Source organism: Shinella sp. HZN7 (genome assembly GCF_001652565.1).
Classification (GTDB): Bacteria; Pseudomonadota; Alphaproteobacteria; order Rhizobiales; family Rhizobiaceae; genus Shinella; species Shinella granuli.
The window spans coordinates 156,127-179,317 of record NZ_CP015739.1; the positions used below are offsets into that span (position 1 = coordinate 156,127).

Genomic DNA, 23,191 nt, shown 5'->3' on the forward strand with positions numbered 1-23,191 from the left:
CGCCAGGAGGACCCACATGCGCATCCTGAAATCCCTCACCATCGCCGCCGGCCTCGCGCTTGCCGCCTTCGGTTCCGCCAGGGCGGACGACACGCTCGTCGTCGGCGCCACCGCCATTCCGCACGCGGAGATCCTCGAATTCGTCAAGCCGATCCTCGCCAAGGACGGCCTCGACCTCGATATCCGCGTCTTCACGGACTACATCCAGCCGAACGCCCAGCTCGTCTCCGGCGAGCTCGACGCCAACTACTACCAGTACCGGCCGTTCCTCAACGACTACAACAAGCAGCGCGGCACGGATCTGACGCCGATCGTGCCCGTGCATATCGAGCCCTTCGTCGCCTATTCGACGAAGATCGACGCGGTGGAAAAACTCGCCGACGGCGCGACCGTCGCGATCCCGAACGATCCGGTCAATGGCGGACGCGGCCTGCTGCTTCTGCAAAAACTGGGTCTGATAAAAGTTGCCGGCAAGCCGGAGCTGACCTCGCCGGAAGACCCGTTGCCGACCATCAAGGACGTCGTCGAGAACCCGAAAAACCTCAAGATCGTCGAGCTGGAATCGGCGCTTCTGCCGCGCGCGCTCGGCGAGGTCGACCTCGCCGCACTCAACGGCAACTACGTCTTCGAGGCAAAGCTCGACATCTCCAAGTCGCTGCTGATCGACCGCGGCCAGGATGGCTACAACGTCTGGAGCGAATATCTCGTCACCCGCCCGGAGACCAAGGGCGATGCGCGCGTCGCCAAGCTCGCCAAGGCGCTGAACAGCGAAGAGACGCGGAAATTCATCGAGGAGCGCTACAAGGGACAGGTGGTCGCCGCCTTCTGATTTTTCGCCCTTCGCCGCCGGGCTGTGCCCTATCGCAGCCCGGCAACCCCTTCTTGAAGTGACGGCCGAACCCATGACCCCGACCCAAGCCAACGCACGAAAAACCCTTGCCGAACCCGCGCCCGGCGAAGCCGGCTGGCTACCCGCCCCACCGGCGCGAGCCGCCCATGTCATCCGTGACGACGCGGAGGCGATCGCCGTCGCGGAACGGCTGAAGCCGCTCTTCGCTGCCGAGGCGAGGGAGCGCGACCGCGACCGGCGCCTGCCCTTCTCCGAGGTCGACCTCTTCTCGGAAAGTGGTCTCTGGGGCATCACCATCCCGAAAGAGTACGGCGGGGCGGGTGTCTCGCAGGTCACGCTGGCGAAAGTTTTCGCCACGCTCGCGGCCGGCGATCCTTCCCTCACCCAGATTGCCCAGAACAGTTTCGAGATCATCGACGTCATCCGCCAGACCGGCAGCGACGCACAGAAGCACGAGCTTTTCGGCGCGGTGCTGGCGGGCAAACGGCTCGGCAACGCCTTCTCCGAATTCGGCGGCAAGAATGTCGAGGCTTTCGAGACGAAGCTTGTCCGCACGGGCGAGCACTTCACCGTCTCGGGCAAGAAATTCTATTCCACGGGCGCGCTCTTTGCCCATCTCGTGCCCATCGTTGCGCTCGATGAGGACGGCCATGTCGTCGTCGCCGTCGCCGATCGGGACGCGGCGGGGCTGGAGGTCATCAACGACTGGTCGGCCTTCGGCCAGCGCACCACCGCGAGCGGCACGGTGATCCTGAACGCGGTGGCGATCCCGGAAGCCCGCGTGCTGCCCGCCCATATCGTCTACGAGAACCAGAGCGCCGTCGGTCCGCAAAGCCAGCTCATCCACGCGGCGATCGACGCCGGCATCGCGCGCGGCGCCATCGAGGCGACCATCGACCTCGTGCGAAACCATGCCCGCCCGTGGATCGACAGCGGCTCGGATAAGGCGGCGGACGATCCCTATACGATCGCGGCGATCGGCGATCTCAAGATCCGCCTCCACGCCGCCGAAGCGTTGCTCGAACGGGCCGGCCGCCAGCTCGACGAGACCATTGCGGGCGTCACCGACGAGACGATCGCCAGGGCGAAGATCGCGGTCGCGGAAGCCAAGGTGCTGACGACGGAGGTGGCGCTGGCCGCCGCCAACAAGCTTTTCGAGCTCGCCGGCACGCGCTCGACGCTCGGTACGCACAATCTCGATCGCTTCTGGCGTGACGCGCGCACCCACACGCTGCACGATCCGGTGCGCTGGAAGTTCCACGCGGTCGGTCAGTATTACCTCAACGGCGTGCAGCCGCCGCTGCATTCGTGGATCTGACAGGCCGGAAGAAGGGGAGGGCGCCGTGCCGCCCTCCGCAAGAAGACATGCGAAAACAAATCCTCCTCAACGCCTTCACCATGAACTGCGCCGGCCATATCAATCATGGCCTTTGGACGCATCCGCGCGACCAGTCGCACCGCTATATCAGGCTCAGCTATTGGACGGACCTGGCGATGACGCTGGAGCGCGGCCTGTTCGACGGCGTGTTCCTCGCCGACATCGTCGGGGTCTACGACGTCTACCAGCGGTCCGTCGACCTGACCCTGCGCGAATCCATCCAGCTTCCGGTCAACGATCCCCTGATGCTGATCTCCGCCATGGCGGCGGTGACGAAGGGGCTCGGATTCGGTGTCACGGTCAATGTCAATGCGGAGGCGCCCGCCATCTTCGCCCGGCGCATCTCGACGCTCGACCATTTGACGGACGGCCGCATCGGCTGGAACATCGTCACCGGCTATCTCGACAGTGCGGCGCGGGCGATGGGCGAAAGCGCGCTCGGCGAACACGACCAGCGCTACGACCGGGCCGACGAATTCCTCGATCTCCTCTACCAGCTCTGGGAAGGAAGCTGGGACGACGACGCCGCCATCCGCGATCGCCGTGCCCGCGTCTATTCGGACCCGGCCCGGGTGCGAAAAGTCCGGCACGAAGGAAAATTCCATCGCGCCGAGGCCTATCATCTCAGCGAGCCCTCGCGCCAGCGCACGCCGGTGCTCTACCAGGCCGGCACCTCCGGCCGCGGGCGGAGTTTCGCCGCACGCCACGCCGAATGCGTCTTCATCTCCCCGCCGGATACGGACGTCGCGCGCACCGCGGCGCGCGCCATCCGCAAGGGCGCGGTGGAGGCGGGCCGGCGAGCCGAGGATGTCCGTATCTTCGCCGGCCTCACCGTCGTCGTCGACCGCACGGAGAAGGCGGCAAAGGAGAAGTTCGAGGACTACGCCCGCTACGCCAGCCCCGAGGCGGGCCTTGCGCATTTCTCCGCCGGTACGGGCATCGACTTTTCGCAATATGAACTCGACGAGCCGATCGCCTACGGCAAGGGCAATTTCGTACAGACCTCGGTCGATCTCGCCCGCGCGCGCGGCTGGACGAAGCGGAGCATCCTCTCCGAGATGGCGCTCGGCGGGCGCTATCCGCTGATCGTCGGCAATCCCTACCAGGTGGCCGATGCGCTGGAGGCGTGGATCGCGGAAGGCGAGGTGGACGGCTTCAACCTCGCCCGCACCGTCGCGCCGGAAAGCTATGAGGATTTCGTCGATCTCGTCATCCCGGTTCTGCAGGAGCGCGGCCGCTACAAGACCGCCTACGCGGCCGGCAGCCTGCGCAACCGCCTCTTCGGCGAAGGCGACCGCCTGCCGGACCGACACCCCGCCGGCTGGTTCCGCGCAAGGGCGGCTGCTGCGGAGTGAAGGGGCGGGCCGCGCGGCCGCATGTTGCGTACAGCCGAATCTTTTCCCAAGCCGGCTCCATTTTGGAAAAACCTGCCTGTTTTCGCATATTAGTCCATCTATTTTATAGATTATATGATTATTGATCCAACGGGGACACCATGACCGACGACACGTTTTCCGGCGTCAACCGCCGCAATCTCCTGAAACTCACGGCCGTCGCCGGCGTGGTGGCGGGCACCGGCCTTCTTTCGGCGCGCACCGCAGCGGCTGAGGAGGGGCTTTCCCTGAAGGGCAAGCGCATCGGCATCAGCACCGCCGGCACGGACCATTTCTTCGATCTCCAAGCCTACAACGCCCAGGTCGAGGAAGTGAAGCGCCTCGGCGGCGAGCCGATCGCCGTCGACGCCGGCCGCAACGACGGCAAGCTCGTCTCCCAGCTCCAGACGCTCATCGCCCAGAAGCCGGATGCCATCGTGCAGCTCCTCGGCACGCTCAGCGTCATCGATCCCTGGCTGAAAAAGGCGCGCGAGGCCGATATCCCGGTCTTCACCATCGATGTCGGCTCGGTCAACTCGATCAACAATTCGACCTCGGACAACTGGGGCATCGGCAAGGACCTCGCCCTCCAGCTCGTCTCCGACATCGGCGGCGAGGGCAACATCGTCGTCTTCAACGGTTTCTACGGCGTCACGCCCTGCGCCATCCGCTACGACCAGCTCGTCAATGTGACGAAATATTTCCCGAAGGTGCAGATCGTGCAGCCGGAGCTGCGCGACGTGATCCCCAACACCGTCCAGGACGCCTTCACCCAGATCACCGCGATCCTCGCCAAATATCCGGAAAAGGGCTCGATCAAGGCGATCTGGTCGGCATGGGACATCCCGCAGCTCGGCGCGACGCAGGCGCTGACCGCCGCCGGTCGCACCGAGATCCGGACCTACGGCGTCGACGGCAGCCCGGAAGTGCTCCAGCTCGTCGCCGATCCGAATTCGCCGGCCGCCGCCGACGTCGCCCAGCAGCCGGCCGAACTCGGCCGCGTGGCGATCCGGAACGTCGCCCGCTACCTCGCCGGCGAGACCCTGCCGCGTGAGACCTATGTGCCGGCGCTGCTCGCCAACAAGCAGAATGTCGGCGAGGTCTCGAAGAAGCTCGGCATCGGCTGATCGTCGAAGCGGACCGCGGCGGCGCCGCGGTCCCTTTCCGGAAAACGGGGAATCCAGCCATGGCGGACACGGCAAAGAGCGGCGAGGCGATCATCCGCCTCGAAAACATCGTCAAGCGTTTCGGCGGGGCTGAGGCGCTTTCGGGCGCGTCGCTGACCGTCCGGCGCGGCTCGGTGCATGGCCTCGTCGGCCAGAACGGCGCGGGAAAGTCGACGCTGATCAAGCTCATCGCCGGCCTCCACCGGGCGGACGAGGGCACCGTCGAGATCGACGGCAAGGCCTATGACCGGCTGACGCCGCATCTCGTCGAAGAACTCGGTGTCCATTTCATCCACCAGGACCGCCTGCTGGTGCCGACCTTCACGGTGGGGGAGGCGCTGTTCCTCGGACGGGAACTGCGGTTTCCCGGCACGCCCTTCCTCGATCGTGCGGGCATGCGCCGCAAGTCCGCCGAGATTCTGGAGCGCTATTTCGGCCTCTCCCTGCCCCATTCGGCGCTGATCGCCGAATTGTCCGCGGCGGAAAAGCAGATCGTGCAGATCACCCGCGCGCTCATCGCCAATCCCAAGGTGCTGGTCTTCGACGAGCCGACCGCCGCGCTGGTCCGGCGCGAGGCGGACCTGCTCTTCCAGCTCATCCGACGCCTCAGCGCCGAGGGCGTCACGGTCCTCTATATCTCGCACTATCTCGGCGAGATCGTCGATCTCTGCGACACCGTGACGGTGCTGCGCAACGGCCGCGACGTCGCCACCCTGCCGGTGGCGGAAACCTCGGCGGCGGATATCGGTGCGCTGATGGTCAACCGGGCCATCGGCGAGCTCTATCCGAAACCGGACGTCACCCCCGGCGAGGTGGTCCTCGACGTGGAGAATCTTGCGCTCGCGGGCCGCTTCGAGGCGGTGTCCTTCAGGCTGCGCAAGGGCGAAGTGCTGGGCCTCACCGGCCTCGTCGGCTCGGGGGCCAAGGAGGTGGTGCGCTCGCTCTTCGGCCTCGACCGGCCGACCGGCGGAACCGTCCGCATCAAGGGCGAGACGGTGTTGTCCGCCGATCCCGCCGCCGCCACCCGCCGGCGTCTGGCGCTGGTGCCGGAGGACCGCCGCCGCGACGGCGTCGCGCTCGACCTCACCGTCACCGAAAACACCACGCTCGCCAGCCTCGACCGATTTTCCCGCGGCCTCATCGACCGCAGCGCGGAACGCCGTCAGACGGAAGACCTCGTGAAAAGGCTTGAGATCAAGACCGACGGCGTCGACGCGCTGGTGAAGACGCTTTCCGGCGGCAACCAGCAGAAGGTGGCGATCGCCAAATGGCTGAGCCGGCAGTCGGAAATCTACCTGCTCGACGAGCCGACGGTCGGCGTCGACATCGCCGCCAAGGTGGAGATCTACCGGCTGATCGGGGAACTGGCCGAGCGCGGCGCGGCCGTCCTCGTGCTCTCCTCCGATATCGAGGAACTGCTCGGTGTCACCGACCGCATCCTCGTCTTCTTCCGCGGCCGCGTGACGCGGGAGTTCCCCTCTTCCGAAACGAGCCCGGGCGAGATCCTCGCGGATGTCACGGGTGCCCACGAGACGCTTCGCCATGCTGGTTGACGCCCCCTATATCCCGGCCTCCGTCATCGAAATCGAGGCGCAGAAGGCCTTCGAGACGGGCAAACCCGGCCCCGCCTTCGGCCGCCAGCTCGCCACGATCGCGTTGCGGGGCGGTGCGCTCGCCGTCTTCATCGGCGTTCTCGTGGTCTTCTCCGTCACCGCGCCGTTCTTTCTCACCGTCGGCAATATCGGCAACGTGCTCGGCCAGTCGGCGATTGCCGGCGTGCTGGCGATCGGCCTCACCATCGTCATCATCGCGGGCGGCTCGAATGTGGTGACGGGCGGCATCGACCTGTCGCTCGCCGCGAACATGGGCCTCAGCGCCGCCGTCTATGCCTCGCTCGTGCAGGCGGGCCATGGTGATGGCCTCGCCATCCTCGGCGCGCTTGGAACGGGCCTTGCCATCGGCGCGGTCAATGCCGCCGCCGTCACGCTGGCCGGCATCGTGCCGCTGCTGGCGACGCTCGCCGTGATGAACGTCGTCGCCGGTCTCGAACTGGTGCTGACGCAGAACACCGTCGTGCCGGCCTCCACGGATTTCCTCGCGGCGCTTTCGGCCGGCGGTCCCTTCGGCATTCCGGTGCTCGCCTATATCCTGCTCGGCTTCACGCTCGTCGTCGCCGCCATCGTGCAATATACGCCCCTCGGCCTTCGCCTCTATGCGGTCGGCGCCTTTCCGGATGCGGCGCGCGCGGCGGGCCTGCCGGTCAGGTCGTTCGTCGCCGGCTCCTTCCTGGCGAGCGGCCTTTGCGGCGGCCTCGCCGGCGTCCTCTCGGTCTCCTATCTCTCGGGCAGCACCACCGGGGCCGGCGACATGCTGCTGCCGGTCGTCGTCACGGCCCTGCTCGGCACGGTCTTCTCCCGCCGGCTGGTGCCGACCATCACGGGCACGCTGCTCTCCGCGCTCTTCGTCGGCTTCCTCATCAACGGTTTCCAGCTTCTCAACATTTCCAGCACCTTGGTCAGCGGCGTGCAGGGTCTCCTGATCCTGCTCGTCGTCTCCGCCACGACCCTGCTCGGCCGCAAGGAGAATGCCTGACATGGCCCTTCCGTCCTTCGCCCACGGGCTCGCACGCTATGCGCTGGTCGCCGCGCTGGCCGCCGTCTTTGCGCTCTTCGCGGCGCTGGCGCCCGGCTTCCTCTCCGGTGCCAATCTCCTCAGCGTGCTGGTCAACAATTTCGCCCTGCTCGCCATCGTCGCCATTGCCATGACCTTCGCCGTCTCGGCGGGCGGCATCGACCTTTCGGTCGGCACGGCGGTGGATTTTTCGAGCTTCGCCTTCGTCTCCCTCGTGCTCGCCGGGCAACCGGTGGCGCTCGCGGCGCTCGGCGGGCTTGCCGGCGGGGCGCTCGTCGGCCTCTTCAACGCCGTGCTGATCGCCGGCATCGGCATCTCGCCGTTCCTCGCGACGCTTGGCACGCTCTTCGTCGGCCGCAGCGTGCAGCAATTGCTAACGAATGGCGGCAATCCGGTCTACCTGCCGCCGGCCGGCGTGCCGGAGGCTTTTCGCTTCCTCGGCCATGGCGCGATCGCCGGCATTCCCGTGCCGCTCATCGTCACGGCGCTGGTCGTCGCCGGGGCGTGGGTCGTGCTGGCGCGCACCCGTTTCGGCCGGGTGGCGCTCGCAACCGGCATCCAGGCGAGCGTCGTGCGTTATTCGGGCCTGCGCCTTCCGCGCATCACCGCCGCAACCTACGTGCTGGTCTCGACGATCGCCGCCGTGGTAGGGCTCATCCTCACCTCCACGGTGACGGTCTACATCCCCTCCTCGGGCAATGCCTTCCTGCTCAACGCCATCGGCGCGACCTTCATCGGCACCACCTTCGACCCGCATGGCCGGCCGAACGTACCGGGGACCGTGCTCGGCGTGCTGCTGCTCGGCGTGGTCGCCAACGGGCTCCTGCTGTCGGGCCTCAATTTCTACTGGCAGCAGGTCGGCACCGGCCTTCTCATCTTCTCCGTCCTCGCCATCGGCTTTGCCAACCGCAAGGCCGCCGGCCGGGTGTAATCCCGGACTTTTCGAAAGGATCTTTCATGAGCAGCGTCACCCGGCTCGCCGCCCGACAGGAAACCGCCCACCGCATCGTCAGCGAGGACGAGGCGCTCGCCGTCGCCCGCCGGCTGGCCGACGAATTCGCTATCGGGGCGAGCCGGCGCGACTATGAACGGGCACTGCCGCATGAGGAACTGGACAAGCTTTCCGCCTCCGGCCTGCTCGCCATCACCGTCCCGGCCGAATATGGCGGTATCGATGTCTCCAACGCCGTGCTCGCCGAGGTGACGGCGATCCTGTCGGAGGCCGACAGCTCGATCGGCCAGATTCCCCAGAACCATTTCTACATCCTCGAAGCGCTGCGCCATGACGGCAGCGAAGAGCAGAAGCGGTTCTATTTCGGCCGGGCGCTTGCCGGCGACCGCTTCGGCAACGCCCTCTCCGAGGTCGGCACCAGGACGGTCGGCGACTACAATACGCGCATCACCCCGGACGGTGCGGGCTTCCGCATCAACGGCCGGAAGTTCTATTCGACGGGCGTGCTCTTCGCCCATTGGGTGGCGATCTTCGCGCTGGATGGCCAGGATCGCCTGACCATGTCCTTCGCCCCGCGCGAGACCGAGGGTATCGAGATCGTCGACGACTGGGACGGTTTCGGCCAGCGCACGACGGGCAGCGGCACGACGATCCTGCGCGATGTCTATGTGCCGGCCGACGCCGTGGTCCAGCATCAGAAGGGGTTCGAGCGCCCCGGCACGATCGGCTCCGTCGGCCAGATCATCCATGCCGGCGTCGATCTCGGCATCGCCCGCGCGGCGCTGAAGGAGACGATCGGCTATGTGCGCGACAAGGCGCGGCCCTGGACGGACAGCGGTGTCGACCGCGCGGCCGACGATCCCCTGACCATCGCCCGTATCGGCGAGCTTGCCATCCGTATTGAGGCGGCCGAGGCCGTGCTGGAGCGAGCAGGGCGTAAGGTCGACCAGGCACAGGTCAATCTCAACGAGGAGAATGCCGTTGCCGCCACGCTGGCGGTCGCCGCCGCCAAGGTGCTGACGACGGAGCTCGCCATCGACGCGGCCAATGTGCTCTTCGAGCTCGCCGGCACCTCCGCAACGAAACGCGGCCTCAATCTGGAGCGCCACTGGCGCAACGCCCGCACGCATACGCTGCATGATCCGGTGCGCTGGAAATACCACGTCGTCGGCAACTATCACCTCAACGGCGTCATCCCGCCGAAGAACGGCGCGCTCTGAAATCCAACCCTCGTGGTGGGGGTGGTCCCCTGGCCGCAATCCCTCGGGATTGCGGCCCTTTTTTTGGCCAGGAAAAAGGGCGGCCTGCTTTGCGGGCCGCCCCGTTTCATGCCGGTTCTTTGCCGTCAGCTATAGAGGCTCGGCTCCGGCACGCGGCCGTTCAGTGCGAAATCGCCGACCTCGCGCGCCTTGTAGAACACCGGGTCATGCAGCGTGTGGGTGCGCACGTTGCGCCAGTAGCGGTCGAAGCGGTGATGGGCGGCCGTCGAGCGGGCGCCGGTGAGTTCGAAGACGCGGGCGGTGACGTCGAGCGCCACATGGGTGGCGTTGACCTTGGCCGCATAGGCCTCGATGGCTGCCTCGCCGCGTTCGCGGGCGCTGACGCCGCGGCCGCGCGCAAGCGCCGACTGAACGGCGGTTGCGGCAGTATCGGCAAGCGCGGCGGATGCCTTCAGCGCCGCACGGAACTCGCCGATGCGCTCCAGGATGTACGGATCGTCGCTTGCCTTTTCGAGGCCGGACGTGACCCAGGGGCGCGTCGTGGTCCGGACATAGTCGCTCGCCGCCGCGAGCGCGCCTTCCGCCGTGCCGAGATAGAAATTGACGAAGACGAGCTGGATCAGCGGCGTGTTGAACGTTGCCTGGACGGGCGGGGCGCTGTCCTTTTCGGCGAGCGGCAGGAGGAAATCGGTCTCGTAGACCGGAAAATCGCGGAACTCGACGCTGCCGCTGTCGGAGAGCCGCTGGCCGATATTGTCCCAGTCGTCATTGGCGATGTAGCCCGGCCGGTCGGTCGGCAGCACGAGATTGGCGATCTGGTCGCCGAGGGCCGCATTCGCATTGATGCGGTCGGAAACATGCGCGCCGGTCGAGAAGGTCTTCTTGCCGTTGAGCAGGTAGTGGTCGCCCTGGCGCGTCAGCGTCAGGCCGGGATCGCGCGGATTGACGGCGGCACCCCAGTAGAGCTTCTTCGCAACCGTCTCGGCGCCGAGGTCCCACGCCTTGTCCGGGTCGTCGGCCGCCCAGTAGACATACTGGCTGTTGACATAGTGATAGCCGAGCAACTGGCCGATCGAGCTTTCGCCGCGCGCGAGGATGCGTACCAGCTTCAGCCCGTCCACCCAGTCGAGGCCGCCGCCGCCGATCTCGACCGGGTGCAGCGCCGTCAGCAGGCCCTCGCTCTTCAGCCGGGCGATCTCCGCATGCGGCGGCTTGCCCTCGGCATCGAGCGCTGCGCCGCGGCGGGCGAGATCGGCGGAAATCTCCTCGGCGCGTGCAAAGAGGCGGGCCCGGTCGTCCTGAAGTTCGGGTTCCTTGACAAGGTGCAGGGCAGTCATGGTCGGTCTCCAGCGGTCTGGCCGATACCGGGCAGGGCGCCACGGTCGGATGGGTGGATCGGTGCGCACGGGTGTCCGCCGCTTCCGCGCATCTTCCCAAAGCCTTCGGGCAGCGGCCAGAAAAGCCATTTCCAAAATTAATATATATAAAAGATAGAATTTCTGTATTTAGAATGTGGAGGCACTATTCTCGCCGCACGACCATGCCGTCAGGCATTGCTGCTACCTGGAGAGACCCCATGGCCCGCCACATCCGTTTCAACGCCTTCGACATGAACTGTGTCGGCCACCAGTCGCCGGGCCTGTGGGCGCACCCGAACGATAAATCCTGGAAATACAAGGACCTGGACTATTGGCAGGATCTCGCCCGTACCCTGGAGCGCGGCGTTTTCGACGGCATCTTCATTGCCGATGTCATCGGCTACTACGATGTCTACAAGGGCTCGAACTACCACGCCATCCACCAGGCCGCGCAGATCCCGGTGAACGATCCGCTCCAGCTTGCCGCCCCCATCGCGCTTGCCACCGAACATCTCGGCATCGGTATCACGGCGTCCACCTCCTTCGAGCATCCCTATACCTTTGCCCGGCGCCTTGCGACGGCCGACCACCACTCCAAGGGCCGCGTCGGCTGGAACATCGTCACCTCCTACCTTGAAAGCGGCGCGAAGAATGTCGGGCAGGGCGGCCTGCGCCGGCACGACAACCGCTACGAGGTCGCCGCCGAATATGTCGAGGTGCTCTACAAGCTGCTCGAAGGTTCCTGGGAAGAGGGGGCTGTAGTGCGTGACGGTGAAAAACGCATCTTCACCCATCCGGAGAAGGTCCATGAGATCGGCCACAAGGGCAAGTATTTCGAGGTACCCGGCTACGGCCTGACGGAACCCTCGCCGCAGCGCACCCCCGTGCTCTACCAGGCGGGCGCCTCCGGCCCGGGCAAGGCCTTCGCCGCCGCCCATGCGGAGTGCATCTTCGTCGCAGCGCCGACCAAGTCGGTGCTCAAGGCCTATGTCGCCGATATCCGCCAGCGCATCGCCGCCGCCGGCCGCGATCCGAAGAAGGTCTTCATCTACACGCTCGTCACCATCATCACCGACGAGACGGAAGAAAAGGCACAAAGGAAATTCGAGGACTACAAGGGCTACGTCTCCTACGACGGCTCGCTCACCTTCATGTCGGGCTGGAGCGGTATCGACTTCGGCCAGTATGCGCCGACGGACGTGGTGGAGAAGATCGAGACCAATGCCATCCATTCCTTCGTCGAGCACATTGCCGGCGGCGACAAATCCTGGACCATCGACGAGCTCGCCCAGTTCGGCGGCATCGGCGGCATGGGGCCGGTCTTCGTCGGCTCGCCGGAGCACATCGCCGACATCCTGCAGGAATGGGTGGCGGATACGGATGTCGACGGCTTCAACCTCGCCTATGCGGTGACGCCTGACAGTTTCGAGGATGTCGTCGCCCATATCGTGCCGGAACTGCAGAAGCGCGGCGCCTATCCGACGGCCTACCGCCCCGGAACGCTGCGCGAAAAACTGTTCGGCGAGGGACCATATCTGCCGAAAACCCATCCGGCCGACGGCTACCGGGATATCGAGGCCGTCAAGCGGCGCGAGGCCGCGCATGTTCCGGCGTTGAAGTCGGTCGGGACGTGATGCCGTCCGCAAGCAGACCTTACGATCGCGTCGCCGCCTCGGTCCGCCAGGTCTGGAGCCACTGATCGAACCCGGCCGCCCGGTCCGTGGGGGCTGGCCCCGCGATCTCGTAGGCTCCGACGATCGGGTTGATGGCCGGGCAGAGCTGGATAAGCTGGCCTTCGCGCAATTCCCGCTCGATCAGCGACGGGCTCGCCTGGCCGATGCCGAGGCCGGTCATGCAGGCATCGATGGAGGCTTCGTCGGTATCGAAGGTGATGCTGCCGCTGCGCGGCTGGAACGGGATGTCCGCCGTCTCGCACCAGCGCCGCCATGACCATGCATCCGCAGTGTCGAGCAGGATCGGCAGGTCCAGCAGCGCGTCCGGCGTCACCGTCTTCGCCATGCTGCCGATCAGAAGTGGCGAGCAGACGGCGACCGTCCGGTCGAGCAGGAAGGCGGAGGCACACCGCGCCGCGTCGGAACCTCTCTTGTAACTGATCGTGACATCGGGAACATCGCCGGCGCCGAGCGCGATCGACTGGATGTTGAGATCGACGCTGGGGTTTTCCTGAAGATAGGCGCCGAGCCTTGGAATGAGCCAGCGCCGCGCCAGCGTGATCGGCGCCTGGATCACCAGGCGCACGCGATCCGGCAGAAGGGCGCGCGTGCCGTTCTCCAGCGTGGCGAGGGCCGCGTTCACATGGATCAGATATTGCCGTCCCGCATCGGTGAGCGAAATCGCATTGTGCCCGCGGTGGAAGAGCTGGACGCCGAGCGCATCTTCCAGCGACTTGATCTGCCGGCTGATCGCGCCGGGCGTCAGGTGCAGTTCCCGCGCCGCCAGCGTGAGGCTGCCCGTGCGTGCCGCGATGGAAAAGGCCGGCAGCGTCGCCAGCGGCGGCAGTTTGGCGCGGTTGGATTGAGGATTTCTCATGCCCGCGTGAGAATCTTTCGCTTGCAAATAAGTTGACCATATCTATCCACATTCTCTCCGAACCACAAGAATGATCCGGGAAGCCCGTCTTGAAGACCGATATCCGCAATCGGCGCGATCCATCCGCGCCGGGCTTTCTGCCGGGCCGCGGCATGCATTTGGCGCAACCCCGTATGCGACCTGCCGTGCGCCGCTGTCATCACTGATCACATCGAGGGAGAGAACCATGTTTTCCAGTTTTGCCTTGCCGAGCAGGCGCGTCCTTCTGTCCGGCGTCTTCGCCGCCTGCCTCGTTGCCGGCATGAACCCCGTGCTTGCCGAGGAGGCGACGCAGGCGGTGACCGATGATCGCGGTGTGGAGGTCGAGGTCCCCGCCCATCCGAAGCGCATCGCCTCGATTTCGTTCTTCGCCGATGACGTGGCGCTGGCGCTCGGCATCAAGCCGGTCGCCAGCACCTACATGGTGGCGGGTCGCCCGCCGGAATTCCTGCTCGGCCTCACCGGCGACATGACGCAGATCGGCCAGCGTGCGAAGCCGAACCTCGAATTGCTCTCGGAAGCAAAGCCGGATCTCATCGTCGCCATCCGCCGCTATACCGTCGGCAATGCGCCGCAGCTCGAGAAGATCGCGCCCTATGTCGCCTGGAACATGGAACTGCTCGACGGCAGCGACAGGGAAATCGAGGCGCTGGCAAAAATCCTCGGCAAGCCCGAACGCGGCGTCGAACTGAACAAGGAATTCCGCGCGCATCTTGCCGAGATCGCGGCCAAGGCGCCGAAGGATACGCATCCCCGTTACGCCATCATGTGGGGCGGCGAAGTGCCCTTCGCCTTCCATGACGAGAACACTTCCGCATCGATCGTGAACGCCATCGGCGGCGAGAACATCGCAGGCGCCATGACGCCGGGCGGCGAGTTCGGCATCGATCTCAGCCTCGAAACCATGCTTGAAAAGGATCCGGAGGTCCTCTTCATCTATGATTACGGTCCGGACCGCCCGCACGAGAACAACCCGATCTGGAAGGAACTCACCGCCGTCAAGAACAACCGGGTCTTCTATGTCGGGGACCAACGGGTGGAGACCAATGGCCCGATCGCCCGGGAGATCGTCCTGCGCGAGGCGGCCCATTATCTCTATCCGGATGTCTTCCCCAAGGTTGACGTGAAGGCGGAAGCGGCCAAGATCATCCCGGCCGAACTCCAGAAGTAAGCGACTGACCGCGACGACGATGGACGCACGGAAATCCTCGATAGCCATCGGCTGCATCGTCGTCGCGACCCTTCTCGTCCTTGCGGCCGGTCTGATGCCCGGCGCACGCACGCTCTCCTTCGAGGCCGTCCTGCGGGCGCTCGTCAGCCCCGACGGCAGGATCGAGTCGATCCTCGTCTGGACCCTCCGGCTGCCGCGGAGCCTTGCCGCCGCGACGGCCGGCGCGGGGCTTGCCGTGTCGGGCTATCTCCTCCAGTCGCTGACCCGAAATCCGCTCGCCGATCCCGGCATCACCGGCGTCACCGCCGGGGCGATCGCGCCGATCGTCGTCTGCTTCGTCTTCCTGCCTTCCGTTTCCGGGCTGTACTACCCGCTCGTCGGGCTCGCCGGGGGGCTTGCGGCGGCTTCGGTGACGTTCTGGGTGGCGCGGGGCGGCAACGGCCATCCGCTGCATCTGGCGCTCGGCGGCGTCAGCGTCTCGCTCTTCCTCGGTGCGATCACGATCTACGTGCTGCTCTTCGCCGGGCCGCAATCGACCGCGCTGCTGTTCTGGCTGGCCGGAGGCTTTGCCGGGCGGACCTGGGGACATCTGCTGCAGATGCTGCCGTGGGTGCTGGTCGGGGTGTCGGGCGCCTTCCTCCTGCATCGGGTGATCGCCATGTTCGCGCTCAGCGACCATTCCGCCGCGGCGATGGGGGTTCAGCTCAATCTCTGGAAACCGGTTCTGCTCCTGCTCGGCATCTGCCCCGTGGCGGGCGTTGCTCCTGTCGCCGGCCCCGTGGCGTTCGTCGGCCTTGCCGCACCGCATATCGCCAAGCTCCTGCGACCGCGCGGCACGGCCCTGGAGATCGGCCTCACCGCCGCCATCGGGGCGCTGATCGTGACCGCGGCGGACCTTGTCGCGCGCACCATCGCCATTCCCAAGGAACTGCCGGTCGGCATCGTCACCGCCCTGCTCGGCGGGCCGTTCTTCGTCTATCTCGTCCAGCGCGGACGGCTCGATTTCAAGGGGGAGGGCGCATGAGCCTGAACGCCCCGGCCATCGGCCAGCCAAGCCGCTGGATCCTGCCCGCCGCCTTGGTGCTCGTCCTCCTGTCGTTCGTCGCCGCCGTTTTCCTCGGCATCGTCGACCTCCCCGTCCGGGATGTCCTGTCGGCGCTGACCGGAACCGGCTCGCCGGAAGCGCGCTCGATCATCCTCGACATCAGGTTGCCGCGCATCGTGACGGGTATTCTCGCCGGGATGCAGTTCGCCCTCGCAGGCCTGCTTCTCCAGACCATCACGCGCAACCCGCTCGCCGATCCCTCGCTGATGGGCGTCTCGCAGGGCGCGACGCTGACCGTGACGGTCTTCCTTCTCTTCACGGTCTATCTCGCCAATCCCGATTCCTATTCCGTCAACGAACTGCCGATCGCCTGGCTTCCGCCCGCCGGAATGATCGGCGGTATGCTCGCCGGCGGCATCATCTATCTGCTCGCCTTCCGCCTCGATCTCAGCCCGCTCCGCATCACGCTCTGCGGCATCGCCATCGGCGCGGTTCTGCATGCCGTCGCCATCGGGCTCATCGCGGGATGGGGCTCGGCGCGCATCGAGATCATTCTCGAATGGCTCTCCGGCAGCCTCTATGCAAGGACCTGGGATCATGCGCTCTTCCTGCTGCCGTTCACCATTGCGGGCCTCGCAATGCTGCCGCTGATCTATCGCCCGCTGATCCTGCTGCGGTTCGATCCGGCGGTCGCCCGCTCCTTCGGGTTGTCCTATAAACGGCAGTTCTCGCTTGTCCTGCTCGTCTCCTGCGCGCTGGCGGCCAGCGCCGTCGGCGCGGTCGGGCCGGTCGTCTTCGTCGGCCTCATCGTCCCGCATCTGGCACGCTTCCTCGCAGGACGGCATTTTCCGCTGGTCCTTCCGCTCACCGTCGTGCTCGGCGCCGTCATCGTCACGCTGGGCGACCTGATCGGCCGGCTGGCCGGCGGGCCGGAAGAAGTGCCGATCGGCGTCGTCACCGCCCTCATGGGTGTTCCTGTCCTGCTTGCGCTGCTGCGCAAGGTTCCGTGAGATCGCCCATGCCGCTCACCGCCTCGCACCTGTCGGTCCTCTACGGTCGCCGAAAGGCATTGACCGATTTCTCCCTGTCGATGGAGAAGGGGGAGATCCGCGCGCTCATCGGCCCGAACGGTTCGGGAAAGAGCACGGCGCTGCAGGCCCTGGCCGGGTTGCTCACGCCATCGGACGGCAGGGCGGAGATCGAGGGCGTCGCCGTCGCCTCGATGTCGCGCCGTGCCATTGCGAAAAAACTCGCCTTCCTGCCGCAGCAGCCGACGGCTCCGGACGAGATGACGATCGCGCAGCTCGTGCGCCAGGGCCGTTTTCCCCATGTCGGCCTGTTCCGCTCCTATGACAGGAAGGACGAAGCGGCGATCGAATGGGCGCTCGAAAGCACGGGCCTCACGCGCTTCGCCGACCGGACGCTGCAAGAGCTTTCCGGCGGCGAACGCCAGCGCGCATGGATTTCCGCGGCGCTGGCGCAGGAGGCCGATATCCTGCTCCTGGACGAGCCGACGTCGTTCCTCGACATCGGCTATCAGGTGGAGGTGCTGGACCTGGTGCACCGCCTCAGCCGAGAGCGCGGCGTGACGATCCTCATGGCGATCCACGACATCAACCAGGCGATCGCCGTCAGCGACCGCATCTGCCTTCTGGAGAAAGGTGAGCTACGCTTCGACGGCGCGCCGAGGGCGCTTGCCGAAAGCGGCCTGATCGAAAGGACCTTTCGGGTGAAGGGGCGGTTCGTCGAGGTCGCACCCGACAAGCCGCCCCATTTCGACGTCGAGCTTACGAAGCTGCGCCGGCCGGGTTCTTGACGAGCCGGAAGACGATCTTGGTCTGCGTGTAATAGTCGAGGGCATCGGCAAAGTCGGGCGTCCAGCCGTCTTCGAAGAACGGGACGAAACCGTCATATTCCAGCTTGCGGCCGGAGACTTCGAAACCGGCCTTGGCAAAGGCCCTGGCATAGTCGGTGATCGACCGGTCCTGGACGATGGTGTTCGTGCGCCGGGCGACGAGATCGCGCCACTTCGGCCAGAGCGGGTTGTCGGTATGGCAGCCCGTGACGGCATAGTAGACGCCGCCCGGTTTCAGGGCCTTGAAGATATCGGCGGCATGAGCGTCGATATCCTCGAGGAGATAGATCACCTCATGGCTGACCGCCAGGTCGAACTCCTCCACCCAGCCCTCGAGCGTCCCGCCGACAGCATGCTGGACGGGAATGTTGCCCTTGAAGGCCTCGGCCCTGGCAACCGACTGCTCGGCGATGTCGATGCCGAGTGCCTTGCGGAAGGGCCTGATGGCATAGAGGTGCCGCAACAGGCCGCCCTGGTTGCAGCCGAAGTCCAGCACGCTCTTCTGGCTGAGGTCGCGTTCGGCGATCAGGTCGATCAGGTGCCGCCAGATCGGCGCATGACCATCCGCCATCCGGTCCTCGGCGTCCGGATCGACATACCAGGTGGTGATGGTCTTGTTGTTCGGGCTCACGGCAAACCTCCGATGCAATCCTCGTCGTGATGGCGTTCTAGAGCAACGGGACTCCCGCCGGTAGCCCCATTTCGCATATGCGGCAAGGATGCCCTTGCCATTGCCATCGGCCTGAAATGAAGCGCGCCGGAAGGGCGGTCCCTACCGGCTTGCGACGAAATCCGCCATGCGGCGGATCAGGAAAGCACCGGCCGTTGCACCGGCATCCTGCTGGCCGATGGTCTTCTCCTGGAAGGCGGCCGCCTTGCCGTGTTGGGCAAGCGCCGACCTCCTCGGCCAGGCGGCATGCGTTTGTGCGACGGGCTGTCTTCCGGTTCCGGCGCGAGGCGAAGGTTTATTCCTTCGCCTTGGGCTATTTGGCCGGCGTCGTCGTGGCCATGCTCTCCGCATCCTTGAATGCGCGAAGGAAATGGTCGTTTTCCTCTCGGGCGCCGATGCTCACGCGGATGAAGGTCTCGAAGCCGGGTTGCTTCCACGGCTTGACGATGACCCCGCGCTCGAGCAGCGCCACGGCCAGTTCCGAAGCGTTCCTCCTTGCATCCACGAAGAGGAAGTTGCCTTTCGACGGTGCTGTCCGATAGCCGGCGGCGGCGAGGGCCGTCCTCATGCGCTCCCGCTCCTCAAGGGCGGCGGTGACCGATTGTTGCAGGTGGGCGAGGTCGTCCAGGGCGGCGATCGCCGAGGCCTGGGCGATGGCATTGGTGTTGAACGGGGTGCGGGCGCGGTTGAAGAAATCGCAGAGGCCGCCGTCGCCGACGATGCCGTAGCCGATGCGCAGGCCCGCCAGGCCATAGGCCTTGGAGAAGGTGCGCAGCACCACCCAGGGAATGTCCTTGTCCCTCAGCATGTCGATTGCCGACGGGTAGTCGTCGCCGGCGGCATATTCGGCATATGCCTCGTCGATGACCAGCAGCGTCTCGCCGTCGAGCGCGGCGATGACCGCCGCAAGCTCATCGGGCGTCAGCCAGCAGCCGACCGGGTTCATCGGGTTGGAGAACATCAGCATGCGCGGCTTTCGGGCCGCGGCGGCAAGGAGCGCCACCATGTCGATGGTGAGGTCGTCCGTCACCGGCACGCGCTCGATCCGGCCGCCCATCAGGGCCGTATAGTCTTCATGCAAGGGGAAGGAGGGGTAGAGCGTCGCGACCGTGTCGCCCGGGCGCACGACCGAGCGGCAGATGACGCCGATCAGGTCCTCCGAACCGTTGCCGAGGATGACCTGGCGGCTGTCGACGCCGAAGCCGGCGGCGAGCCGGGTGCACAGGGCGCGGCCTTGCGGATCGGGATAGAGCCGGGCGAGCTCTCCGATATCGGAAAACAGCCGCCGCAGCGCCGGGGAAGGGCCGAGGGGGTTCTCGTTGGAGCCGAGCTTGGCGATGGTGTCCACATGGTACGTCGCCCGCACCTCTTCGAGCGTCAGCCCGGCATTGTAGGGCGGGATAGAGCGGATTTCTCCGCGGATCAGGCTTGAAGGGTCTGCCATTTTGCGGCTCCATGCGATGGGTTTGCCATGCCGCATTCATACGCCGGGAATTTTGATCTGTATATATGTATAGACATTTTCTTGCGGAAGTGCTGTCATTTGCAGGAAGTCAATCGAGGTGCCGCCATGAACCGTCCGATCTTCGATCTCTCCCGCCGCCGGGCGCTCGTCACCGGGGCCAGTCGCGGGATCGGCCAGGCCATCGCGGTGGCGCTTGCCGAGGCCGGCGCCGACGTGGCTGTGACGGCGCGGTCGCTCGATGGCCTGGCCGAGACCCGGGCACTGGTGGAGAAGGCAGGCCGGCGCTGCGTGGCGCTTGCGCGGGATGTGCGCGACGTGGAGGCCTGCGCGGACGTGACGAAGGCGGCGGCCGATGCGCTCGGCGGTCTCGACATCCTCATCAACAATGCCGGCTTCGAAAATGTCCGCCCGTCCTTCGACGTCGACGAGGCACTGTGGGAATCGATCCTTTCGACGAACCTGAAGGGCGCCTTCTTCTGCGCGCAGGCGGCCGGCCGCATGATGACCGGGTCGGGCGGCGGGGCGATCGTCAATCTCTGCTCGCTGACGTCCTATGTCGGCATTCCGACGGCGGTGCCCTATGGCGCGTCGAAGTCGGGCCTTCTCGGCGTGACGCGGGCGCTCGCCACGGAATGGGCGCCGCACAATATCCGCGTCAACGCCATCGCCCCCGGCTATTTCCGCACGGCCATGACGGAGGCGTTCTACGAGAACGAGGACTGGCAGGCGCGGATGCTGGACAAGATCCCGCAGCGTCGCTTCGGTGGCGATGGCGATATCGGCGGCGTGGCCGTTTTCCTGTGCAGCGATGCCGCCGCCTATGTCACCGGCCATTGCATTCCGGTCGATGGCGGCTACCTTGCCTCGATCTGAGCGGTGCACCCCCTTGTATCGGTCGTGCTGCCTTTAGAGGCGTTGCAAAGCGGCGATTTTTTGCGGTTGCACAAAATTTAAGCGGTCTTTTTTGCAGTGCAAAAAATGCGCAAATCTGGTTGACGGAGCTTGTATGCATATGTATAGACAACTACGTGAAATGCTCGGCCGCCCGCCCGTGGCCGCAGTGGCAAGAGGAAGCCTTCCAGCGGCCCCGGGTCGCAGGTAGAGCAGCACAGGGGAATGTCATGGGCGTTGTCGATGCCGTGCAGCCTGCGGTCGAGCCGCGCGACCGGATTGCGGTTTCCGTCAAAGATGTCAGCATGGTCTTCGGCAATGTCCATGCCGTGCGGAGCGCATCCTTCGACCTGCCGAAAGGGCGGTTCCTGACGATCCTCGGGCCATCGGGATCCGGCAAGACGACCCTGCTGCGCATGATCGCCGGTTTCGATCGCCCGACCGGCGGCGAGATTTTCATCAATGGCCAGCCCGTCAGCGCCGTGCCGCCGCATGGCCGGGCCATCGGCATGGTGTTCCAGAAGCTGGCGCTTTTCCCGCATATGACGGCTGCCGAGAATGTCGCCTTTCCGCTGAAGATGCGCCGTCACGATGCCCGCGGCATTCCGGAAAAGGTGGAGCGCTATCTCGATCTCGTCCGTCTCGGCGGTTACGGCAGCCGGCGTATCAACGAGCTTTCCGGCGGCCAGCAGCAGCGCGTGGCGATTGCCCGCGCCCTGGTGTTCGAGCCGGACCTGTTGCTGCTCGACGAGCCGCTCGCCGCGCTCGATCGCAAGCTGCGCGAGGAGATGCAGCTGGAATTCCGCCGCATCCAGAAGGAACTCGGCGTGACGACGATCAACGTCACGCACGATCAGCGCGAGGCGCTGGTCGTTTCCGACGAGATCATCGTCATGAACGGTGGCTCGATCCAGCAGAAGGCGCGCCCGGTGGACGCCTATCGCGCGCCCTCCAATGCCTTCGTCGCCAATTTCATCGGTGTCACCAATTTCGTCGAGGGCAGGGTGGTCGAGCTTGCCGGGTCGCGTGCGACGATCGAGGCCAATGGCCTGCATCTTGCCGGCCTGGCGGCTGACGCAACGCTCGCCGGCGGCAAGCCCTGCGCCGGAGCGGTGCGCGCCGAACAGATCCGCGTCGCGCCGAAGGATGGTCATCTCGACGGCCTTGAAACGGTGGTGGACGGCCTCGTGGTCGACTGCATCTTCGAAGGCGAGCGCGTCGTCTATGAAATCCGGGTTCCGCAGCTCGGCGGCGTGCTGATGCGCGTCTTCGACCACGATCCCGAATCCCACCTGCAGTTCGGCCCGGGCGATGCGGTTCGCCTCGGCTGGAATGCAAGGGACATGCATGTCTTTGCAAAATAACCAACGAAGGCTAAGCCAGAGGAGAACGCGTAATGTCACATGATAAATTGTCATCCATGCAGATCCGTCGCCGCACGCTGCTGGCATCGATGGCCGCGGCGGGTGCGTCCGCAGGTCTTTCGACGCTGGGTGTCAGCCGCGCTTTTGCCCAGGAGCCCGAAAAACCGGCCGAAATCATCGTCCGCGCCTGGGGTGGCAGTTGGGTCGACGCGCTGAAGGCCGGCGTTTCCGACAGCTTCACCAAGGCCACCGGCATTGCGGTTCGCCATGACCTGACCGAAGACAACGAGATCCAGCCGAAGGTGTGGGCCGCCGTCGCCCAGAAGCGCGTGCCGCCGATCCATGTGAACTGGGACACGACCACCAACGCCACCAAGTCGGCGCTGCGCGGCGTGACGGAGGACCTGTCGGACCTGCCGAACCTCAAGGACACCACCGAGCTTGCCAAGCCCGTCGGGCTCGACGGCTATCCGATCGTCAACACCTATGGCTATGTCTACGTGCTGGCCTATCGCCCCTCGGCCTTCCCGAACGGTGCGCCGAAGTCCTGGAAGGACCTGCTCGATCCCAAGCTCAAGGGCCGCATCGCGCTCTATAACGACGGCATCGGCTTCCACTTCCCGGCCCAGGTTGCCGGCGGCGGCAAGCTGGAGGATATCCCCGGCAACATGCAGCCGGCCTGGGACTTCATCGCGAAGATCAAGGATCAGCAGCCGCTGCTCGGCGAGGACCCGGACTTCACCACCTGGTTCCAGAAGGGCGAGATCGACGCCGCCTGCACCATTTCGACCAATGCGCGCGAAGCTAAGAAAAACGGTATCGAGCTGGCCTGGGTGGTGCCGGAAGAGGGCGCGAAGTTCGATACGGACGGCCTGTGGATCCCGAAGGGCCTGCCGGAAAACGAACTCTACTGGGCCAAGCAGTACATCAACCATGCGCTGACCAGGGAAGCCCAGCAGGTCTGGCTCGACGGTCTCGGCCTGCCCGGTGTCGTGCCCGGCCTCACCCCGCCGGCCGACCTCGTTGACGATCCGTCCTATCCGGTGACGGAAGAGGCCTTCGAGCACCTCATCCGCATCTCGTCCAAGGTGCAGGTCGAAAACGAGAGCCAGTGGTTCGCCAAGTTCAAGGAAATCATGCAGGGCTGAGGCCCTGCCTGCCCGCCGCGGCATTTTGGCGGCGGGCCGTCTCCTTTCGTTAAGAGGATCGGTTC

The 23,191-nt window shown here is 65.7% G+C and carries 20 protein-coding genes; 16 read left to right on the forward strand and 4 right to left on the reverse strand.

Annotated elements, in window-relative coordinates:
- The first annotated feature begins 22 nt into the window (after positions 1-22).
- The 8 genes from shn_RS27935 (at position 23) to shn_RS27970 (ending at position 9,570) form a co-directional block, all read left to right on the forward strand.
- Complete coding sequence (locus tag shn_RS27935) at positions 23-829, forward strand: MetQ/NlpA family ABC transporter substrate-binding protein (RefSeq protein ID WP_064334032.1); 807 nt, start codon at positions 23-25, stop codon at positions 827-829.
- Between the two features lie 73 nt (positions 830-902).
- Positions 903-2,168 carry an SfnB family sulfur acquisition oxidoreductase gene (locus shn_RS27940; protein ID WP_064333808.1) on the forward strand — a complete coding sequence of 422 codons (1,266 nt, stop codon included), beginning with the start codon at positions 903-905 and terminating at the stop codon, positions 2,166-2,168.
- Positions 2,169-2,215: 47 nt separating this feature from the next.
- The gene (locus tag shn_RS27945; RefSeq protein WP_064333809.1) at positions 2,216-3,583 is read left to right on the forward strand and encodes an LLM class flavin-dependent oxidoreductase; all 1,368 of its coding nucleotides are present in this window, start codon (positions 2,216-2,218) and stop codon (positions 3,581-3,583) included.
- Positions 3,584-3,723: 140 nt separating this feature from the next.
- On the forward strand, positions 3,724-4,728 hold the full coding sequence (locus shn_RS27950) for a sugar ABC transporter substrate-binding protein (RefSeq protein ID WP_064333810.1): 1,005 nt from the start codon (positions 3,724-3,726) through the stop codon (positions 4,726-4,728).
- A 59-nt stretch (positions 4,729-4,787) separates the two neighbouring features.
- Positions 4,788-6,320, forward strand: coding sequence for a sugar ABC transporter ATP-binding protein (locus shn_RS27955; RefSeq protein ID WP_064333811.1), 1,533 nt, complete (start codon positions 4,788-4,790; stop codon positions 6,318-6,320).
- Positions 6,310-7,359, forward strand: coding sequence for an ABC transporter permease (locus shn_RS27960; protein WP_084438604.1), 1,050 nt, complete (start codon positions 6,310-6,312; stop codon positions 7,357-7,359). The genes shn_RS27955 and shn_RS27960 overlap by 11 nt, the downstream gene beginning before the upstream one ends.
- A gap of 1 nt (position 7,360) precedes the next feature.
- Positions 7,361-8,329 (forward strand): ABC transporter permease, encoded by a 969-nt coding sequence (locus shn_RS27965; RefSeq protein ID WP_245337506.1) that lies wholly within the window; start codon positions 7,361-7,363, stop codon positions 8,327-8,329.
- Positions 8,330-8,355: 26 nt separating this feature from the next.
- Positions 8,356-9,570 carry an SfnB family sulfur acquisition oxidoreductase gene (locus tag shn_RS27970; RefSeq protein WP_064333813.1) on the forward strand — a complete coding sequence of 405 codons (1,215 nt, stop codon included), beginning with the start codon at positions 8,356-8,358 and terminating at the stop codon, positions 9,568-9,570.
- A gap of 125 nt (positions 9,571-9,695) precedes the next feature.
- Here the strand turns inward: shn_RS27970 and shn_RS27975 are convergent, their stop codons facing one another.
- Positions 9,696-10,907: an acyl-CoA dehydrogenase family protein gene (locus tag shn_RS27975; protein ID WP_064333814.1), complete on the reverse strand. Its 1,212-nt coding sequence runs from the start codon at positions 10,905-10,907 to the stop codon at positions 9,696-9,698.
- A gap of 239 nt (positions 10,908-11,146) precedes the next feature.
- On the opposite strand from shn_RS27975, the gene shn_RS27980 reads away from it, so the two are divergent.
- On the forward strand, positions 11,147-12,562 hold the full coding sequence (locus shn_RS27980) for an LLM class flavin-dependent oxidoreductase (protein WP_064333815.1): 1,416 nt from the start codon (positions 11,147-11,149) through the stop codon (positions 12,560-12,562).
- Positions 12,563-12,581: 19 nt separating this feature from the next.
- On the opposite strand, the gene shn_RS27985 is transcribed toward shn_RS27980, so the two are convergent.
- Positions 12,582-13,478: a LysR family transcriptional regulator gene (locus tag shn_RS27985; protein WP_064333816.1), complete on the reverse strand. Its 897-nt coding sequence runs from the start codon at positions 13,476-13,478 to the stop codon at positions 12,582-12,584.
- A gap of 301 nt (positions 13,479-13,779) precedes the next feature.
- Here shn_RS27985 and shn_RS27990 point away from each other — a divergent pair, with 301 nt between their 5' ends.
- From shn_RS27990 to shn_RS28005, 4 genes are read left to right on the forward strand one after another with little or no spacing between them, the layout of a single operon-like run.
- Positions 13,780-14,688 carry an ABC transporter substrate-binding protein gene (locus shn_RS27990; RefSeq protein ID WP_245337508.1) on the forward strand — a complete coding sequence of 303 codons (909 nt, stop codon included), beginning with the start codon at positions 13,780-13,782 and terminating at the stop codon, positions 14,686-14,688.
- Positions 14,689-14,707: 19 nt separating this feature from the next.
- Complete coding sequence (locus tag shn_RS27995) at positions 14,708-15,712, forward strand: iron ABC transporter permease (RefSeq protein WP_064333818.1); 1,005 nt, start codon at positions 14,708-14,710, stop codon at positions 15,710-15,712.
- Positions 15,709-16,743: an iron ABC transporter permease gene (locus shn_RS28000; RefSeq protein WP_064333819.1), complete on the forward strand. Its 1,035-nt coding sequence runs from the start codon at positions 15,709-15,711 to the stop codon at positions 16,741-16,743. Before shn_RS27995 ends, shn_RS28000 begins: the two co-directional genes overlap by 4 nt.
- 8 nt (positions 16,744-16,751) lie before the next feature.
- On the forward strand, positions 16,752-17,549 hold the full coding sequence (locus tag shn_RS28005) for an ABC transporter ATP-binding protein (RefSeq protein WP_064333820.1): 798 nt from the start codon (positions 16,752-16,754) through the stop codon (positions 17,547-17,549).
- Here shn_RS28005 and shn_RS28010 read toward each other — a convergent pair.
- Both shn_RS28010 and shn_RS28015 read right to left on the reverse strand, forming a co-directional pair.
- On the reverse strand, positions 17,521-18,159 hold the full coding sequence (locus tag shn_RS28010) for a bifunctional 2-polyprenyl-6-hydroxyphenol methylase/3-demethylubiquinol 3-O-methyltransferase UbiG (RefSeq protein WP_245337509.1): 639 nt from the start codon (positions 18,157-18,159) through the stop codon (positions 17,521-17,523). The genes shn_RS28005 and shn_RS28010 overlap by 29 nt on opposite strands.
- A 412-nt stretch (positions 18,160-18,571) precedes the next feature.
- Complete coding sequence (locus shn_RS28015) at positions 18,572-19,702, reverse strand: histidinol-phosphate transaminase (RefSeq protein WP_064334034.1); 1,131 nt, start codon at positions 19,700-19,702, stop codon at positions 18,572-18,574.
- A 126-nt stretch (positions 19,703-19,828) separates the two neighbouring features.
- Here shn_RS28015 and shn_RS28020 point away from each other — a divergent pair, with 126 nt between their 5' ends.
- The 3 genes from shn_RS28020 to shn_RS28030 all read left to right on the forward strand — a co-directional run bounded on the left by shn_RS28020 (position 19,829) and on the right by shn_RS28030 (position 23,126).
- Complete coding sequence (locus tag shn_RS28020) at positions 19,829-20,596, forward strand: SDR family NAD(P)-dependent oxidoreductase (RefSeq protein ID WP_064333822.1); 768 nt, start codon at positions 19,829-19,831, stop codon at positions 20,594-20,596.
- Between the two features lie 248 nt (positions 20,597-20,844).
- Positions 20,845-21,978, forward strand: coding sequence for an ABC transporter ATP-binding protein (locus tag shn_RS28025; protein ID WP_064333823.1), 1,134 nt, complete (start codon positions 20,845-20,847; stop codon positions 21,976-21,978).
- Between the two features lie 32 nt (positions 21,979-22,010).
- Complete coding sequence (locus shn_RS28030) at positions 22,011-23,126, forward strand: ABC transporter substrate-binding protein (RefSeq protein ID WP_064333824.1); 1,116 nt, start codon at positions 22,011-22,013, stop codon at positions 23,124-23,126.
- Positions 23,127-23,191: the final 65 nt, after the last annotated feature.